The following is an 18,516-nucleotide window of genomic DNA, read 5'->3' on the forward strand; positions in this document are numbered from 1 at the left end:
ATTTACAGAGAGAAATCACCTCCCTTAAGTTCACAATAATGACATTAACTTGAGCTCTTTACTTTCATTTTTAGTGTTTTAATTTCAAACGGTGTGAAGGAGATAGGACTATCGAGAGATATTGATTGTTTTGGATTTTCTAACAAATTCGTTTCTACTATTTTCTCAACAACAAAGCTTAGGTCTAATTTGGTCGTTGTATGATTACCAGATATTTCATATAGGCGGATAATCATCTCATTATCCAGTTCTGCTTTTTTGATCGTCTCAATCATCACACTTCCACCCTGTAATTGAATAAATGAAGCGGAGCTGTCCTTTTTTACAGTAGCCGCATCTGTTTTCTCCACTTTTCGCACTGGTATATTCAATTCATAGCCTTTTTTATACACTTCTCCCGAGACAAACTCACCCTTATGTGGGTAAAAACTATAGACAAATTCGTGATCTGCCCGATCTGCATTAGGATCTGGACTGTCGGGGCTTCGTAATAAATTCAGGTCAAGCTCATCTTCCTCGGCACGATGACCATATTTGCAATCATTTAAAAGGGCAACACCATAATCCGGCTCAGAAATATCAATCCATTGATGTGCACATATTTCATCCTTTGCAAAATCCCACTGTGTATTTTGATGGGTAGAGCGATTGATATAACCAAATTGAATTTCACAATGGACACGGTCACTTCTTACTTGAAGTGGAAAGGAGGTCCGAAGCATTTTGTTCGATTCCTTCCAGTCTACTTTTGTCTGAAAGTCAACTTGTCTGCTTCCTAACTTCATCTTCACAGATTGCTGAATTGTTGAGTTTCCAAACGTGTAAAAATGGGTCATTACCGCAATGGGACCATTAATTTCGCAATGAATATCCTCGAGAATCGGTTTCATTTTTGGAACAGATTTATAATCAGATGGGAAATCCCATGCATCTCCATGATCATGATAAATAGCCAGTTGATTAGCTGGACGGTGCTTCGCTATCGTTTCTCGGTTATTTTCTTTATCAAAAATCGAGCGTATCGTTCCATCACGATTAAAGGAGACAACTAGAAGTTCATTCTCCATCCTTGTCTTTTCAACCTTCAATTCTGTGTGTCCAGTAAGAGCTTGTGATGGTTGATCCTTTATTTCGAGATAGCCCATTGGAGGTATCGTGATTTCTCTCCACTTCCCGTGGACCTCCACCCACTCTCGCCTTGCCCAAGGTAGTGAATTAAAAAAGGTTATTCCGGATAGATGAAGGTGTTGATACAAAGCCTGGTAGTGTTTCTCTATTAATCTCTCTACTTTTTCATTTATCTTTTGATAACGCTCGAGTGATTCATCATATACACGGCTGATAGAGGACCCAGGTAATATATCATGAAATTGGTATAGCATAACCTCCTTCCATATCGAATCTAATTCCTCAGAAGGATATTGCTTGATTCCCTTCATCATCGTGAGACTTGCGACAAACTCTAACTCACGGAGCGCTTTCTCGATCTTCCGGTTATATTTTTTATTGCGTGCTTGGGAGGTCAAGGTACCTTGATGCTTTTCTAAATAAAGCTCGCCAGACCATGTTTTATATTTACTGGAAGAGGACTCTAATTTTCTAAAAAAATTGATCGATGGCTCTTGTACTACTGGAGAAAGACCAAGGAGATTTCTTTCCCGTTTAAGACGTTCCAGATGCTCTTCTCCAGGTCCACCACCACCATCTCCTATGCCAAATAACATTAGACTGTGTTCTGAAATGTTCTTATCATAATACTCTCTTTCTATCTTTTTAATCGATCTCGGTGCAGCAGGACCATTATACGTATCTTCTGGCGGTAAATGGGTCAGTACTTTACTGCCATCAATCCCCTGCCAGTAAAATGTGTGATGTGGATGATCGTTATATTCGCTCCAAGACAGCTTTTGAGTCATGACATAATCAATTTCTGATTGCTTCAAAAGTTGTGGCAAACTAGCAGAATAACCAAAAATGTCAGGTACCCAGAGAGTCCTAACTTCCTTGCCAAATTCCTCTAAATAAAACCTTTTCCCGTAAAGGATTTGGCGAATTAATGATTCTCCACTAGGAATATTGGAATCAGGTTCTACCCACATTCCGCCTTGGACTTCCCAACGCCCTTCCGCAATTCGTTGTTTTATTTGTTCATACAGAGCAGGGTAGTATTCTTTCATCCATTGGTATAATTGTGGCTGACTAGCTCCGAAAATATAATCCGGATATTTTTCCATGTTACGAAGTACTGTGGAGAATGTCCGTGCCCCTTTTCGAATCGTTTCCCTTATTGGCCAGAGCCACGCAAGGTCAATATGAGCATGACCAACAGCACTAATCGTCAGGTCCACATCGCCATTTTGTTTTTGGAGTGGTATGGCAAGTAGTTCTCTAGCCTTCCTTACATTTTCATCTGTCCAATCGACAAGTAATAAGGAAATATCATACAGTGCTTGGTAGATTCTAGCTCTTCTAGCCGAGTCTTCTTCTAATTGCTCAGCTAGCTCTAATAGCACCTCTACGTCATAATAAAGCTGGCGTATTTCTTCCTTACATATTGCAATATCTGCTATTTTCAATGTTCCAGACCTGAAATGACCGAACAAATCATTGCAACCTGCATCTGCCCAAAGATCAATCTCTTCTGTACCGGAAGCTTTCTCTGCAATTTCGACCACTCTTTTTCCGGGCTTACCAAGAGATAATTCAAATTCGGAATTTACATTGGTTAGCCCTTGCATCGGTGATCCATTACGATCAACTAGACACAATTCACCATTGACATCAATCAGAAGAACAAGCTTCTCTCCTCTTGCTTGACTCGGAACTTTCCCAGAAAAGTAAAACCAAGCGCAATCCCAAAGCTCTCCCCATTTGTCGCCAGCAGACAACGTAAGATGCGTTCCTGTCTTTCGCTCCTTAAACGTCGTTGGTTCTTTCGTCACCCAAGCTTCTACTTTTAGAGAGGACAAGCTTTGATATATTTTCCCCTCAATAAATGCTTTCATTTGATGTAGTTTTTCATTGTTTATCTTCTCGTATGGCATTCCTGACCCTCCGCAATTGTGCTTTATCATTTTAATTTTGAATGGATATCATTAACTTGATGAAATATCGACAGCATAATGCAATATCTTGATTTTGGTACCCTCTGGATTATTTTTATAGTAAAAGAAGAAGGTATTACTTCTTTGATCCCATTCAAAATTTATTGATTTTTCCTTATTCTGTTCATCAACAATTAGGATTTTTACTGGTTTGACTGGATATCTTATCCTACATACTCCTGGTACATGTAATGGACCTTTCATTAGAATCGAATATTCGTTATGAGCCTTTTCAACACTTTCCATTCTGGATGAAGAGGCAATGACTTGAATATCTGTTTCGTTTGTCTGACTATTTAAATCATAGAGAAGTGATTGATTACCCGGCAGGATCGTAACCTCTTCTTTTATCGATAAATTAGGATCCAATAAATCAACATACAGGCCGCTTAAACGAAGTGGCTCCATATGAACCGATTCCTCCATGACAGAACTGATGACATAAGGGCCTCTTCTCAATAACAAATAATTCTTTTCATCCCACCGAAATGAATCTTGTGCACTTTTCTCTGTCGCTTTTTTCACAGTATCCTTTAGAAGCTTTGCGTTCTGTTCATTCTGAGCAAATTCCTTCGGATGATTTGGCAGTATAGTCACGAGCCCTTTCCCAACATGTTGAATGCCTTCTCTCCATTCCACTCCTAATGACTCAAGAAGGTGCTCTGCAGGGTTATTATAATCAGCCTCTTGTGTGTTCCACCATTCTCTTACTTGGTGAAAAGCATCACTCCCATCACCTACGTAAATCAAATTGCCTCCGTTTTGCACCCATTGACTTATGCCAAGGTGAATATCTGGCGCTTCCGGCTTCATAAATTCATAGCTTAGGATTAAAGTTTTGTAATGGTTTAAATAGGACGTGAATCGCCGGATATTGTCTAACTGGATCGGTCTTACTGGAATCCCGGATTTCAGCAACGGTAAAGCTAATCCGTAAAACTCTGACCAATAAAGTAGCTCTTTAGCTTTATTTCCCTTCAGCATCTCTCGTTCTGTTCCATCATATTTTTGTGAAGTATCTTCTCCTGAAATCTCAGGATGGTTTCTTTGAAACATGGCGGTATCAGAGAGCATTAGACCAACCGGATCCAAACCATTCTCCCACTTTATTTCATCTTGGTTTAAGTCACGGAGTACATTCATAATAATAAGCAAACTCGTTGCATAGCTAGGTGGAATGGGCTCTTTTCCTTTTCCATCCTTCTTAGGATACGACCGGTTGAAGATTCGGTTGGGCCAAGGCGATATTTCATACCGAAACACATCTGGATGAAAAAGGGATGCCACTAATGTTTTGACATAATTATTCTTATAGTCCTCCCAATCATAATTCGGGTTATCCTCGATTGGATCATGTAGAAACCACATTCTTCTTTCCGTTCCTCGCGCCAATTCTTGCATAACTCCATATTCTAAGTAAGCCGTTTCAAATGTCCTTTCTTTTGCGATCCCACCATAGACATTAGGCGTACGAGAAGTCCCTGTCCATACTTGTGCGATATAGCCATCAACTGTTGGCAGACTAAGCAATTGGGACTGTGGGCTGACGATCCGCCATTGTGTATAGTTAATAAGACTGTGTGTAGGGACATAAAACCGTAAAGTTCTCTGATATTTTACTTGTGCATATTCCTTAAGCTCTGTACATAGACGATCTAAACATCTCTTATACAAAAATGCCTTTAACTTGGAAGCACGGTACTGCCCATCTACAGATTCATGTGGTGGTGTCCATTCCTCCTTGTAGAAAATCCGCCACTCTCGCTTAAAAGCTTCGGAGTAACCTCCTTCCACCCAAAACTCTGGTTCTTCGAGATGAATGGCTTCTACCCCAGCATCTACAGCCTTCTTGATACGACTCGTTAAATAGTTAGTAAAGGCAATGGTTGGCACCATATATGGAACATCTTTACCATGACTGATAGTTTCACCATATCGATTTTTCTGAGCTTCGTCCCAATGATTCCTGCCATCCACTTGACCATATAAATAATCTTGATATTCTCCCCATGCCACCCCTGTCATGAGATGAACTACATACCCACATTCCTGCCATTCTTTGATTCTTTCCGGCATTGAATCATCGATGCCATAAACCATCACAAAATCGGTTCGCAAATCTATGGAGGGGTGATATGCTACTCTTTCCTGAAAACCTGTTCTTTCTTCCCATCTATCATCTATTTTCATGCTTCTCCTCCCGAAAAAACGTTAATTTTTAATCCAATCCCTTGTGAGCAGTAAGATAAATAATCCTCCGACAACAGAGCGGTTCTTAAAATTTAGTCGTTTCGCTGTTTTTGTATCATACCAATCTGTAAATGGAACACGATCCTCGGTCTCATTTAAAAAGTGCCAAAGCGGTTCTATTAGGGAAAGTCTATCCTCTTCCCGTTCAGCTAATGCCGCTGCCCAAACTAACCAATCTGCTTTCGTATACGTTTGGCGACTATCCAAAGGGGTTCCATAGCGATTCTTCCTTGCGAGATAATAATTTACTTCTTTTTGCTTTACTTCATCGGAGAATAAATTCAGAGAGAACAGATTATCCCAAATGAGGTTATATTTGAGGCTCCAAGTTCCAGACTGATCAAATGTCAATTTAAAATGATCGTTATCATCTGCCATCTCTTCCCATTCCCTTGCCATCAGCTGTGCATGATGTAGGTAATCCTCCTTTTCTTCCGCCTTCCCTAGCAATCCACACAGAATTCCATAACTACCTACCCCTATAATTGCTTTAATAGAAAGATTCGCATTATGGGCCAAATGGCCTGCAAAGTCATCTGTACAAAGCTGATGTCCTGGGTCCAGTCCGTTTCTTCGGAGGTATTTTGCCCATTGTGTTAGTAAATCCCAATTTTCTTCCGCAAATTGCGTTTTTCCTTCCGCTAGACAAACTGCTGTCATCATAATGAGGATGTTGCCACATTCTTCAATCGGCATTTGGTTCTCAACGGCATTCTCCCCATATACCTGACCATTAGCAATCGGATATGTCCCGACATCATGTGGAGCAAAATCAAACGGCCATTCATCTGATCGTGCATAACAGAAAATCGGGCGCATCATCCCCTTGACTAATGCTGGGTTATAAAGTAAAAATAATGGGGCGGATGGGTAACTGATATCGACTGTTCCTATACAGCCGTTACTGTTGTTTTCCTTAGATAAAAATAACAAATCACCTTTTTCATCAAGAACTAGCTTATGGGCAGCAATTGCCTGACGGTATGCTAGAGACACCATATCTCGATATTTATCGCCTCCAAGCTTCGTTGCCTTTTCCTTTAATTTTTTGTTAAATCTAGCACAAGCTTTTTTGATAGTTGGATACTCCCTTATGGCTAATAGCAACATTTGACCCATCGTTAGACCATCTCTCTTCCAATATCCAGGAAGCTGTTGATGGAAGTATTCGATGGAAACGATATCGTCATATGCCAGAACTAAGAAGTCCGATTTCTTTTCTGATGTCACCATTCCAAAATCCAGTACGGCTGCCATTACTGGGCAATCTCCCTCTACACTGCGTGGCATTTGTGTATCATCCTTTTTAGGTAGTGACCCTTGCTCCATCCATGTTCTTCGGATATCCATCGAATGAATGACTGTTTCTCCATAGTAAGTGTCAGAAACTACTAAATGAAGATAACCCCAGTCAATGCGTGTATCATCACCTTTGCGTCCTAAAATAGGCTGATCCAAGGAACCCATTTTCATACTTTCGAAACGTCCTCCTAGATTTACTCGTGACCAGTTCACTTGTTGGGTGGGTTCATGGACACACCATTCTCCTGTCACATCAAAGTAAATTTGAACATCATGTAGATTACCATCATTCGACCAGACGTCAAATGTTATATAAGACGCAGGTCGCGATAGAATATCTAGATTATCTAGTAAAAGCGGGGTCATAAATTCTACTTGAAGTGTTATCCCTGCACCTTCAAAAGTATAGATCGTATTTAATGGATCGACGGTTAGAGCAACTTGCTGTAAATAGTCTTGTTCTTCTCCATGTTCAGTTTGAGGAAGCTTCCCCATAAATCGCCATGCTTTTCCATCAATACGGATCATTCCCATCATTCCATGGATACCAGCAGTTCCGCCTTGCTGAAATGTCCAATGATGTGTGTGATCATCGAAAAGATGATCATTACTACTCCATACATTAAAATAAGGATCTACAGTTACTAGAGGCACAGCAGGAGGTCTAAGTGTAAATGTCATTATGTCACATCCATTCTCGTATTATCGTTTGTTAGTGGAAGCCCCCTCAGTTATCAACAAGGGGACCTCTAGTTCATAAGAAACTTAGTTTGAAGTTCGATAACGCATAAATTCTGTTCCACTTTGTGCTTGCTTGGTGATTTCATCTGCCACTTCTTCAATTCCAGCCTCTATTAATGCGTCACGAGTTTCATTAATAATATTGAGTGCCTCCTCATCAGAGCCTGCATGAATTGCCTGTTGAACCACATCACCCATTACAACCGTTACTGGTTCTATCTGCTCAAAATTCGGGTGGTTCTGTAATACGGAATATGGATCAATTCCTGTAATTGGCTGTATACCATCTTTCCTTCTAATTTTGATAAATTCTTGCTTTACCTCATACTGCTTATCAAATTGATGACCAAATGGTCCACCACCAAGTGAGTCCTCCCGATCTAATCCTGAGAATGCGATATAATGATTAATTCCTTCATTCTTAAATGTTCCATCATTAATTTTCTCTACCATCTCTTCCTTAGCAACTACTTTTCCATCCACTAAATCGTAATGTAGCCCTTCAATGCCGAACTTAGTTAGAAGAAAACCTTCATCACTTGATAAATAATCAAACAACTTAACGAAAGCATCCAATTTTTCCTCAGATGCATCGGCAAAAATAGCGATTAACTGACTACCTTGAACATTAAACTCTGTCCGATAACGATCTCCACTAAAGTCTTCTAGTGGTCCCAACGGCACATATTTTTCTTCTATACCTCCCTGCTTCGTGTCATTCCAAAGACCCGGGAATTGGTTTGGTATGACGGCATATCTCCCTTGAGAAACCTTTTCTCTTGCAATGGTTCCAGTATGTGAGTAGACTTCCGGATCAAGTAATCCTTCACTCATTAACCTTCTCATATACAGAATCCATTCTTCATATTCCTCCGTCATAAAGTTATACCTTGCATTTCCCTCCTCATCGATAAACCAACTGCCAGCTCCTGCTACAGGTACAAACATTTCAGAGGTAATATCCAATGGCCATCCATTGTCATATGCACCTAATGGGAAAACAAGATTACCACTTGCTTGAAACTCGCCCTCTTTTACCGCTTTCAAAAAGTTATATAAATCCTCTGGTGTTTTTACAGAGCCTGGATCTATTCCAACCTCCTTTGCAATGTCTTTATGAACATACAGCCCATACAGCCAATCCTCTATATCTGCTTCTGTAGCAGGATACATAGAGTGAAGCATAAATTGACCGCCTTCCTGCTGACTAATAATATCGTTATATAAAGAGGTGGACATATTTTCCTCTTTTACAACTTCCGCTAAGTTTGGGTACTTTTCTATATATGGTGTTAAATCATGCAAAAGTCCATCATTTGCCGCTTCTAGTAACATTTCCGCTTCCTTTCCCCATGCCGGACCAATATAGACATCCGGGAACTCTCCAGTTGCCAAGACCTGTGTTAACTTATCCACTTCACTACCATTTGTGTACTCAAAGTCTAGCTTCACTCCTGTTTCTTCGAATATCTTTTCTGCAACAGGATTCATTGGATCTTCTGGAGCATTTGCCCCTGAGCCATTCCAATTATGCAAAACCTTTAATGTCACTGTATCCCCATCTTCTGAACTACTACTCTCTTCACTACAAGCTACTAACAAGGTGAATAGGATAAAAACAAGGAAAGCTATAAACGATCTGATCATTGCTCGGTTCATGGAAATCCCTCCAAAATTCTATTTAATCAAACAAATATTACCCCTTGATAGAACCAACCATAACGCCTTTAACAAAATACTTTTGTAAAAATGGATACACACAAATAATAGGTAATGTGGCAACGATTAATGTCGCCATCCGTAATGATTCAGGTGTTACCGAAATCATCCCAGTTGATACGGTTGTGCCTGTTTGTGAAGCTCTTTGGGCTGCATTTGCTAACGCCTCAGATTCCGTTAATAATTCATTTAGAAGTGTTTGCACGGGTCTTAATGATTCTTCCGTCACAAAGTAGGTTCCTGTAAACCAATCATTCCAATGAAAAACTCCTTGAAACAAGGCAATAGTAGCAAGCACCGGCATAGACAACGGCAGAATAATGCTCACAAATACCCTAAAGTTACTAGCTCCATCTATTTGTGCTGATTCTTCTAAGGAGCTCGGAAGCTGTTGAAAAAAGGTTCGCATAATAATGATATGGAAGAAACTAAACAAAAAGGGAAAAACAAAGACCCAAAAATTATTAATCAATCCTAATTCCCGATAAAGTATAAAGTTTGGTATCATTCCACCACTAAATATAGAAGGTATAAAAATAAAAAAGGTTAAAAAGGTTTTCCCAGGCAGATTCTTCCTTGTTAAAGCATAGGCAAATAGTGCTGATAAAACGACATGCAAGATCGTACCAATTACGGTCCGAAGTATTGTAATGACATATGCATTTAAAAATGTACTATCTTTAAATATCTGTATATAATTTTCAAATGTGAATCCTCTCGGCAGAAAATAAATAGGGTAATTCATTGCTTCAACGCCGTCACTTAAAGAATAAGCAAGGATATAAATAAACGGATATAAGGTTGTAAAAGCGAAGATGGCGAGAAACAAATAATTAAATACCGAAAAAATCGACCACTTTTTTTTCATTACGATATGAACCTCCTTTACCATAATGATGTTTCATTTACTTTCTTGCTAATGCTATTGGCTACTATAATTAGAATGACACCGATGATCCCTTGAAATAAACCTACTGCTGTGGCATAACTTAACCTCCCTTGCTCTAAGCCTGATTGGATTACATATACATCTAACACCGTTCCGATGGAAGCAGTTGATGGAGTATTTAATAGTAATAATTGTTCATATCCTACGGTCATGATACTTCCACATGCTAGCAAGAACATAATGACCATTACTGGACGTATCGAAGGGATCGTAATATGCCACATTTGTCTAAATCTATTAGCACCATCCATTTTAGCTGATTCATATAATTGTTGATCCACTCCTGAAATTGCAGCTAAATAGATAATGGCTCCAAAGCCTACTGTTTTCCAAATGTCCGAGAGTATAACGACTTGATAAAAATATTCAAGATTGCCTAGGAATTGAATTTTGTCGAAACCTAAAGAAGCTATCATTTCATTTATTGGGCCACCATATGGAGTAAGCATTCGTTGTAAAATAGTCACGACAACGACCCAAGATATAAAGTGAGGTAAATAGGAGATAGTCTGTACAGTCTTTTTAAATTTCATTAATTTTACTTCATTTAATAACAACGCAAGGATAATTGGCATTGGGAAACCTATCACTAACTTCATAACACTAATCGTTAATGTATTGCGAATAATTTCCCATGATTGATAAAAATTAAAAAATTCCTTAAAATATTTCAACCCAGCCCAAGGACTGCCTGTAATTCCGCCTATAAAATTAAAATCTTTAAAGGCTACCGTTAAACCGTACATAGGGATATACGAAAAAATAATAAACCAAATTATGCCTGGAAGCATGAACAGATAATATAAACGATGCTGCCATATTCTTCGCCATATACTTTTCTTCTTTTTTTTAGTTAGATTTGTCGTACTAATCCCGGCATTATTCATTACTCCCACTTCCCTTCCCTTTTAAATGAATAAACATGCCTTCTTTCCACAACATCATATGTATGCGCTTGCATTTAATATAATTGATAATATATTATATGTCAATATATTTTATTCGACAATTAATATAATAATATAATATATAAACGCTAATAAAAAAGCTGTTTCGATGGAATGTGTCCACAAAACAGCATGAGTTTTTCCTTTATTAAACATTCAAATGACCACTAGTCACATTGTTTTTTACTGTTGTATTTCCTTCTACCAAATGTGCTGATACACGAATATCATCTATGGAGAAGTTTCCATTATACATTTCTAACAAATTACTTAACGCTAGTTGACCAATCTCTTCTTCGTTTTGTTGTAAATGTGTGAAATTCCACTCTAAAGCATTCCTAGGTGGACTATCAAAACAGAGAATCGATATATCCTCTGGTATCTTTAAGCCCAACTGTTCCACTGCTTGTTTTGCTAATACAGCAATATTATATTCCAGTGCGAATAATGCTGTAATTTCTGGGTTGTTTTTAATATGATTTTTGATCACTTCTATATCCTTTTTCGTATCCTCATGGGTGGGGTATGGACTTTTTATCTCTGAACACCATAAATCATGATTTACAATCATTTTTCTATTTGCAATGGCTTCCACAATACCTTTAATACGATCTTCTACGGTTGTGGTACCATTATCCTTCGGTATTAAAATCCCTATATTTTCATGACCTAAATCTAATAAATGATTTATCCCCTTTTTAGCTGCTTGTTTATTATCTGTGGAAACTGAGGTTGTGGCTAATCCTTTAAAGGATCTATCAATTAAAACTAACGGAAATTGATTAACAACCATTTTAAGTATTTCAAGGCTGTAATGTTCGGCTTTTGCAGGAGATATGATAAGTCCGTCAATGCCGTATTCTAGTAATTCTTTGATGACCTTGTCTTCCCTATTTGGAATACTTAAAGAACGCCTTAAAATTATACAACAATTATCATGGGATGCTTCCTCAATGCTTGCAATTAGCTTATTTCCAAAGCTATCATCAAAAGTAGTGAGAACCAAACCAAACAAAGGTTTTTTCATTTTCACATTACCCATATCAAGCGTATTTTTTGATACGAATGTTCCTTTTCCTCGTTTACGGTAAACATAGCCCTCATTTGTTAACTTTTCCAATGCCTTTTTAGTTGTGATTGTGCTTACATTAAAATATTCCGATAACTCCTTTTCAGACGGGACCTGATCACCAACTTTATATTTTGCAGATACTATATCCTGCTTTATTGATTCGTATATTTGTTCATATAATGATTTCATATGCCACCACCTATATTTAATCAGTTAATATAACAATATATGATTTATGTTAAAAGTGCTAGTAAAAGACGTTATTTTCCTTGTTCTTGTGGTATATAAAAAAATCCAGTTATAAAGTTTTAAAAACTTTATAACTGGATTTTATAAGTGCCTGGCAGCGTCCTACTCTTGCAGGGGCGTGAGCCCCAACTACCATGGGCGCTGGAGAGCTTAACTACTGTGTTCGGTATGGGAACAGGTGTGACCTCTCCGCTATCGCCACCAGACTTGGTGGATATAAGCTAATCCTTATTAAGATGGGAGAAACTATACCATCAAAACTAGATAAGAAGTAGACAAACCATTGGTTTTTCATCCAAAGAACGTATAGATAAGTCCTCGATCGATTAGTATTCGTCAGCTCCACATGTCACCATGCTTCCACCTCGAACCTATCTACCTCATCGTCTCTGAGGGATCTTACTCACTTAAAGTGTGGGGAAGTCTCATCTTGAGGGGGGCTTCATGCTTAGATGCTTTCAGCACTTATCCCTTCCACACGTAGCTACCCAGCGATGCTCCTGGCGGAACAACTGGTGCACCAGCGGTGTGTCCATCCCGGTCCTCTCGTACTAAGGACAGCTCCTCTCAAACTTCCAGGCGCCCACGACGGATAGGGACCGAACTGTCTCACGACGTTCTGAACCCAGCTCGCGTACCGCTTTAATGGGCGAACAGCCCAACCCTTGGGACCGACTACAGCCCCAGGATGCGATGAGCCGACATCGAGGTGCCAAACCTCCCCGTCGATGTGGACTCTTGGGGGAGATAAGCCTGTTATCCCCGGGGTAGCTTTTATCCGTTGAGCGACGGCCCTTCCATTCGGTACCGCCGGATCACTAAGCCCGACTTTCGTCCCTGCTCGACTTGTAGGTCTCGCAGTCAAGCTCCCTTCTGCCTTTACACTCTTCGAATGATTTCCAACCATTCTGAGGGAACCTTTGGGCGCCTCCGTTACTCTTTAGGAGGCGACCGCCCCAGTCAAACTGCCCACCTGACACTGTCTCCGAACCGGATCACGGTTCTGGGTTAGAAGGTTCATACAGCCAGGGTGGTATCCCACCGGCGCCTCCACGTAAGCTAGCGCTCACGTTTCCAAGGCTCCCACCTATCCTGTACAAGCTGTACAAACATTCCATATCAGGCTACAGTAAAGCTCCACGGGGTCTTTCCGTCCTGTCGCGGGTAATGCGCATCTTCACGCATAGTATAATTTCACCGGGTCTCTCGTTGAGACAGTGCCCAAGTCGTTGCACCTTTCGTGCGGGTCGGAACTTACCCGACAAGGAATTTCGCTACCTTAGGACCGTTATAGTTACGGCCGCCGTTTACTGGGGCTTCAGTTCAACGCTTCGCTAATGCTAACGCATCCCCTTAACCTTCCAGCACCGGGCAGGTGTCAGCCCCTATACTTCGCCTTTCGGCTTCGCAGAGACCTGTGTTTTTGCTAAACAGTCGCTTGGGCCTTTTCACTGCGGCTTACTCGTAAGTAAGCACCCCTTCTCCCGAAGTTACGGGGTCATTTTGCCGAGTTCCTTAACGAGAGTTCTCCCGATCACCTTAGGATTCTCTCCTCGCCTACCTGTGTCGGTTTGCGGTACGGGCACCCTTTTCCTTGCTAGAGGCTTTTCTTGGCAGTGTGAAATCCGGAACTTCGGTACTCATTTTCCCTCCCGATCACAGCTTGTGATTGCCAGACGGATTTGCCTATCTGACTCACTCACTGCTTCGACGCACACGTCCAGTCGTGCGCTTTCCTTATCCTACTGCGTCCCCCCATCACTCAAACGGAATTGGGTGGTACAGGAATATCCACCTGTTGTCCATCGCCTACGCCTTTCGGCCTCGGCTTAGGCCCCGACTAACCCTGAGCGGACGAGCCTTCCTCAGGAAACCTTAGGCATTCGGTGTAGAAGATTCTCACTTCTATTTCGCTACTCATACCGGCATTCTCACTTCTAAGCGCTCCACCAGTCCTCACGGTCTGACTTCCCTGCACTTAGAACGCTCTCCTACCATTGTTCGTAGAACAATCCGTAGCTTCGGTGATACGTTTAGCCCCGGTACATTTTCGGCGCAGCGTCACTCGACCAGTGAGCTATTACGCACTCTTTAAATGATGGCTGCTTCTAAGCCAACATCCTGGTTGTCTAAGCAACGCCACATCCTTTTCCACTTAACGTATACTTGGGGACCTTAGCTGACGGTCTGGGCTGTTTCCCTTTCGACTATGAACCTTATCACCCATAGTCTGACTCCCAAGGTAATATGATTGGCATTCGGAGTTTGACTGAATTCGGTAACCCGGTGAGGGCCCCTAGTCCAATCAGTGCTCTACCTCCAACATACATCCCTTGAGGCTAGCCCTAAAGCTATTTCGGAGAGAACCAGCTATCTCCGTGTTCGATTGGCATTTCACCCCTACCCACACCTCATCCCCGCACTTTTCAACGTACGTGGGTTCGGGCCTCCAGTCAGTGTTACCTGACCTTCACCCTGGACATGGGTAGATCACACGGTTTCGGGTCTACGACCCCCTACTATCTCGCCCTATTCAGACTCGCTTTCGCTGCGGCTCCGTGTCTTCCACTTAACCTTGCAGGAGATCGTAACTCGCCGGTCCATTCTACAAAAGGTACGCCGTCACCCATAAAAGGGCTTCGACTACTTGTAGGCACACGGTTTCAGGTTCTCTTTCACTCCCCTCCCGGGGTGCTTTTCACCTTTCCCTCACGGTACTGGTTCACTATCGGTCACTAGGGAGTATTTAGCCTTGGGAGATGGTCCTCCCGGATTCCGACGGAATTTCACGTGTTCCGCCGTACTCAGGATCCACTCTGGAGGAAACACGCTTTCGACTACAGGGCTGTTACCCGCTGTGGCTGACCTTTCCAGATCGATTCGTCTAACGTATTTCTTGGTAACTCCGTATAGAGTGTCCTACAACCCCAAAAAGCAAGCTTTTTGGTTTGGGCTAATTCCGTTTCGCTCGCCGCTACTCGGGAAATCGCGTTTGCTTTCTCTTCCTCCGGGTAATGAGATGTTTCAGTTCCCCGGGTCTGCCTCCTCTATCCTATGGATTCAGATAGAGGTTCTACTCCATGACGAGTAGAGGGTTTCCCCATTCGGAAATTCTCGGATCAATGCTTACGTACAGCTCCCCGAGACATATCGGTGTTTGTCCCGTCCTTCTTCGGCTCCTAGTGCCAAGGCATCCACCGTGCGCCCTTTTTCACTTAACTATACTCATGCTTCAGATGAAAAAGTCGTTGGTTTTTATTTGATGTCTTGTCATCAGTTTCGTGTTGGCTTCTTTTGGTGCCTTCACGTCCTGATTTCTTCTTATCTAGTTTTCAAGGTACAGCTTCCACACGAGGTGGTGACTTCTGTGTTCGTCACAGGACGTGACGGGTTTTAACAGAAGATCCTCTGAGCATCAATCGCTCAAAACTGAACCAAACAACCAAGTACAATCTATGATTCACATCGTAAATCATTTCCTTATATCCTTAGAAAGGAGGTGATCCAGCCGCACCTTCCGATACGGCTACCTTGTTACGACTTCACCCCAATCATTGGCCCCACCTTCGGCGGCTGGCTCCAAAGGTTACCCCACCGACTTCGGGTGTTGCCAACTCTCGTGGTGTGACGGGCGGTGTGTACAAGGCCCGGGAACGTATTCACCGCGGCATGCTGATCCGCGATTACTAGCGATTCCGGCTTCATGTAGGCGAGTTGCAGCCTACAATCCGAACTGAGAATGGTTTTATGGGATTGGCTTCACCTCACGGCTTCGCTGCCCTTTGTACCATCCATTGTAGCACGTGTGTAGCCCAGGTCATAAGGGGCATGATGATTTGACGTCATCCCCACCTTCCTCCGGTTTGTCACCGGCAGTCACCTTAGAGTGCCCAACTCAATGCTGGCAACTAAGATCAAGGGTTGCGCTCGTTGCGGGACTTAACCCAACATCTCACGACACGAGCTGACGACAACCATGCACCACCTGTCATTCGGTCCCCGAAGGGAACTCCCTATCTCTAGGGACATCCGAAGATGTCAAGACCTGGTAAGGTTCTTCGCGTTGCTTCGAATTAAACCACATGCTCCACCGCTTGTGCGGGCCCCCGTCAATTCTTTTGAGTTTCAGCCTTGCGGCCGTACTCCCCAGGCGGAGTGCTTAATGCGTTAACTGCAGCACTAAGGGGCGGAAACCCCCTAACACCTAGCACTCATCGTTTACGGCGTGGACTACCAGGGTATCTAATCCTGTTCGCTCCCCACGCTTTCGCACCTCAGCGTCAGTTACAGACCAGAGAGCCGCCTTCGCCACTGGTGTTCCTCCACATCTCTACGCATTTCACCGCTACACGTGGAATTCCGCTCTCCTCTTCTGTACTCAAGTTCCCCAGTTTCCAATGACCGCTTGCGGTTGAGCCGCAAGATTTCACATCAGACTTAAGAAACCGCCTACGCGCGCTTTACGCCCAATAATTCCGGACAACGCTTGCCCCCTACGTATTACCGCGGCTGCTGGCACGTAGTTAGCCGGGGCTTCCTCGATAGGTACCGTCAAGGTACCGCCCTATTCGAACGGTACTTGTTCTTCCCTAACAACAGAACTTTACGATCCGAAAACCTTCTTCGTTCACGCGGCGTTGCTCCGTCAGACTTTCGTCCATTGCGGAAGATTCCCTACTGCTGCCTCCCGTAGGAGTCTGGGCCGTGTCTCAGTCCCAGTGTGGCCGATCACCCTCTCAGGTCGGCTATGCATCGTTGCCTTGGTGAGCCGTTACCTCACCAACTAGCTAATGCACCGCGGGCCCATCTGTAAGTGGTAGCTTGCGCCACCTTTCCACTTCGGTTCCTATGAACCAAAGTACTATCCGGTATTAGCCCCGGTTTCCCGGAGTTATCCCAGTCTTACAGGCAGGTTGCCCACGTGTTACTCACCCGTCCGCCGCTCGTTCCACTCACGTCCTCCCGAAGGATTCAGTCAGCTTCCCGCGCTCGACTTGCATGTATTAGGCACGCCGCCAGCGTTCGTCCTGAGCCAAGATCAAACTCTCCATAAAATAGATGCACCGAAGTGCTTGTGTTGATCAAGCTCGCTTAAAGCTAGCATGTTCTTACTTTTTGTACTGGTTGTTTTGTTCAGTTTTCAATGATCAATAAAAATGGTGGAGCCTAGCGGGATCGAACCGCTGACCTCCTGCGTGCAAAGCAGGCGCTCTCCCAGCTGAGCTAAGGCCCCACATAAAAAATGAAGATGGTCGGGAAGACAGGATTTGAACCTGCGACCCCTTGGTCCCAAACCAAGTGCTCTACCAAGCTGAGCTACTTCCCGGAAATGGCGCGCCCGAGAGGAGTCGAACCCCTAACCTTTTGATCCGTAGTCAAACGCTCTATCCAATTGAGCTACGGGCGCTAAGTGGTGCCGAGGGCCGGACTCGAACCGGCACGGTGGAAACCCACCGCAGGATTTTAAGTCCTGTGCGTCTGCCAATTCCGCCACCCCGGCATGGGATAATACCAATCTAATCATCTGGCAAACAAAATGATTAAATCTACTGGAGCGGAAGACGGGATTCGAACCCGCGACCCCCACCTTGGCAAGGTGGTGTTCTACCACTGAACTACTTCCGCAATATATTTATTAATATGGTGCGGGTGGAGGGACTTGAACCCCCACGTCGAGAGACACTAGATCCTAAGTCTAGCGCGTCTGCCAATTCCGCCACACCCGCATTAAAATGGTGAGCCATGGAGGATTCGAACCTCCGACCCTCTGATTAAAAGTCAGATGCTCTACCAACTGAGCTAATGGCTCTAAATGGTGCCGGCCAGAGGACTTGAACCCCCAACCTACTGATTACAAGTCAGTTGCTCTACCAATTGAGCTAGACCGGCATAACATGGTGGAGGATGCAGGGCTCGAACCTGCGACCCCTTGCTTGTAAGGCAAGTGCTCTCCCAGCTGAGCTAATCCTCCTATGTATGCCTGGCAGCGTCCTACTCTTGCAGGGGCGTGAGCCCCAACTACCATGGGCGCTGGAGAGCTTAACTACTGTGTTCGGTATGGGAACAGGTGTGACCTCTCCGCTATCGCCACCAGACTCGTTTTTTCAAGGACAAGATACATTATAACGCATTTCTCACAACAAATGCAAGAGTTTTTTAAAAATACCTTGAAAACTAGATAAG

At 42.9% G+C, this 18,516-nt stretch carries 7 protein-coding genes, 9 tRNA genes and 4 rRNA genes; all 20 read right to left on the reverse strand.

The window, feature by feature from the left end; all coding sequences use genetic code 11:
• Nucleotides 1–44: 44 nt before the first annotated feature.
• Nucleotides 45–3,044 carry an alpha-mannosidase gene (locus ACZ5N5_RS04580; RefSeq protein WP_464373343.1) on the reverse strand — a complete coding sequence of 1,000 codons (3,000 nt, stop codon included), beginning with the start codon at nucleotides 3,042–3,044 and terminating at the stop codon, nucleotides 45–47.
• 51 nt (nucleotides 3,045–3,095) lie between these two features.
• Complete coding sequence (locus tag ACZ5N5_RS04585; protein WP_464373344.1) at nucleotides 3,096–5,294, reverse strand: hypothetical protein; 2,199 nt, start codon at nucleotides 5,292–5,294, stop codon at nucleotides 3,096–3,098.
• Nucleotides 5,295–5,315: 21 nt separating this feature from the next.
• Nucleotides 5,316–7,337, reverse strand: coding sequence for a glutaminase family protein (locus tag ACZ5N5_RS04590; RefSeq protein WP_109985152.1), 2,022 nt, complete (start codon nucleotides 7,335–7,337; stop codon nucleotides 5,316–5,318).
• A gap of 84 nt (nucleotides 7,338–7,421) precedes the next feature.
• Nucleotides 7,422–9,056 carry an extracellular solute-binding protein gene (locus tag ACZ5N5_RS04595; RefSeq protein WP_054787940.1) on the reverse strand — a complete coding sequence of 545 codons (1,635 nt, stop codon included), beginning with the start codon at nucleotides 9,054–9,056 and terminating at the stop codon, nucleotides 7,422–7,424.
• A 37-nt stretch (nucleotides 9,057–9,093) separates the two neighbouring features.
• Nucleotides 9,094–9,984 (reverse strand): carbohydrate ABC transporter permease, encoded by an 891-nt coding sequence (locus tag ACZ5N5_RS04600; RefSeq protein ID WP_464373345.1) that lies wholly within the window; start codon nucleotides 9,982–9,984, stop codon nucleotides 9,094–9,096.
• 17 nt (nucleotides 9,985–10,001) lie between these two features.
• Nucleotides 10,002–10,952, reverse strand: coding sequence for an ABC transporter permease (locus ACZ5N5_RS04605; protein ID WP_054861140.1), 951 nt, complete (start codon nucleotides 10,950–10,952; stop codon nucleotides 10,002–10,004).
• 208 nt (nucleotides 10,953–11,160) lie between these two features.
• Nucleotides 11,161–12,273, reverse strand: coding sequence for a GntR family transcriptional regulator (locus ACZ5N5_RS04610; protein ID WP_054787941.1), 1,113 nt, complete (start codon nucleotides 12,271–12,273; stop codon nucleotides 11,161–11,163).
• Between the two features lie 149 nt (nucleotides 12,274–12,422).
• Nucleotides 12,423–12,539, reverse strand: a 5S ribosomal RNA gene (rrf, locus tag ACZ5N5_RS04615).
• 100 nt (nucleotides 12,540–12,639) lie between these two features.
• Nucleotides 12,640–15,554, reverse strand: a 23S ribosomal RNA gene (locus tag ACZ5N5_RS04620).
• A gap of 271 nt (nucleotides 15,555–15,825) precedes the next feature.
• Nucleotides 15,826–17,387 (reverse strand): 16S ribosomal RNA (locus tag ACZ5N5_RS04625).
• A 103-nt stretch (nucleotides 17,388–17,490) separates the two neighbouring features.
• Nucleotides 17,491–17,566 (reverse strand) — tRNA-Ala (locus ACZ5N5_RS04630).
• 16 nt (nucleotides 17,567–17,582) lie between these two features.
• Nucleotides 17,583–17,659 (reverse strand) — tRNA-Pro (locus ACZ5N5_RS04635).
• 4 nt (nucleotides 17,660–17,663) lie between these two features.
• Nucleotides 17,664–17,740, reverse strand: a tRNA-Arg gene (locus ACZ5N5_RS04640).
• 4 nt (nucleotides 17,741–17,744) lie between these two features.
• A tRNA-Leu gene (locus tag ACZ5N5_RS04645) sits at nucleotides 17,745–17,833 on the reverse strand.
• A gap of 50 nt (nucleotides 17,834–17,883) precedes the next feature.
• A tRNA-Gly gene (locus tag ACZ5N5_RS04650) sits at nucleotides 17,884–17,958 on the reverse strand.
• A gap of 16 nt (nucleotides 17,959–17,974) precedes the next feature.
• Nucleotides 17,975–18,059 (reverse strand) — tRNA-Leu (locus ACZ5N5_RS04655).
• Nucleotides 18,060–18,066: 7 nt separating this feature from the next.
• Nucleotides 18,067–18,142: transfer RNA gene (locus tag ACZ5N5_RS04660), tRNA-Lys, on the reverse strand.
• 4 nt (nucleotides 18,143–18,146) lie between these two features.
• Nucleotides 18,147–18,222: transfer RNA gene (locus ACZ5N5_RS04665), tRNA-Thr, on the reverse strand.
• 6 nt (nucleotides 18,223–18,228) lie between these two features.
• Nucleotides 18,229–18,304, reverse strand: a tRNA-Val gene (locus tag ACZ5N5_RS04670).
• Between the two features lie 7 nt (nucleotides 18,305–18,311).
• Nucleotides 18,312–18,428: ribosomal RNA gene (rrf, locus tag ACZ5N5_RS04675) — 5S ribosomal RNA — on the reverse strand.
• The 16S, 23S and 5S rRNA genes sit together here with 9 tRNA genes alongside, the layout of an rRNA operon.
• Nucleotides 18,429–18,516 lie beyond the last annotated feature (88 nt).

The organism is Gracilibacillus sp. JCM 18966 (assembly GCF_055392695.1).